The 689-nt window shown below is 70.0% G+C and carries 1 protein-coding gene; it reads right to left on the reverse strand.

Features of this window, described 5'->3' with window-relative positions:
• A partial coding sequence (locus NQ160_RS24405; protein WP_306854195.1) for a peroxidase family protein occupies positions 1-689 on the reverse strand: 689 nt, incomplete at both ends.

Here is a 689-nt window from a genome sequence, read left to right on the forward strand (position 1 = left end):
GCCGGGCCCTCGGGGTTGACGTAGATGAGACCCATCTGCACTGCGGCGAGGGGCTTTTCGAGGTCCCGCTCACCGGTGTAGCGCTCGTCGCCGAGCCACGTGGTCTCGGGGCCCCAGTACACGTCGTCGTCCGGCTCCCAGACGTCGGCGCGGCCGCCGCCGAAGCCGAAGGTCTCGAATCCCATGCTCTCCAGCGCGACGTTTCCAGCGAGGATCATGAGGTCGGCCCACGACAGCGCCTGGCCGTACTTCTTCTTGACCGGCCACAGCAGACGACGTGCCTTGTCGAGGTTGACGTTGTCGGGCCAGCTGTTCAGCGGCGCGAAGCGCTGCTGACCGGCGCCGCCACCACCGCGACCGTCGGTCGCACGGTAGGTGCCGGCGCTGTGCCAGGCCATGCGGATGATGAGCGGGCCGTAGTTGCCGAAGTCGGCCGGCCACCAGTCCTGCGACGTGGTGAGGGTCTCTGCGATGTCCGCCTTGACGGCGGCGAGGTCCAGCGACGCGAAGGCCGCCTTGTAGTCGAAGTCGCCGCCGAGGGGGTTGGCCTCGGCCGGGTTCTTCTTGAGGATGCGCAGGTTCAGCTGGTTGGGCCACCAGACGTTGTTGGCAGAACCCGTGGTGGGGTGCGGCTGGCCGGCGGGGTGCGCCGCGCCGGCGCCGGCGCCGTGCACGACGGGGCATCCGCC

The organism is Microbacterium sp. zg.Y909, assembly GCF_024626565.1.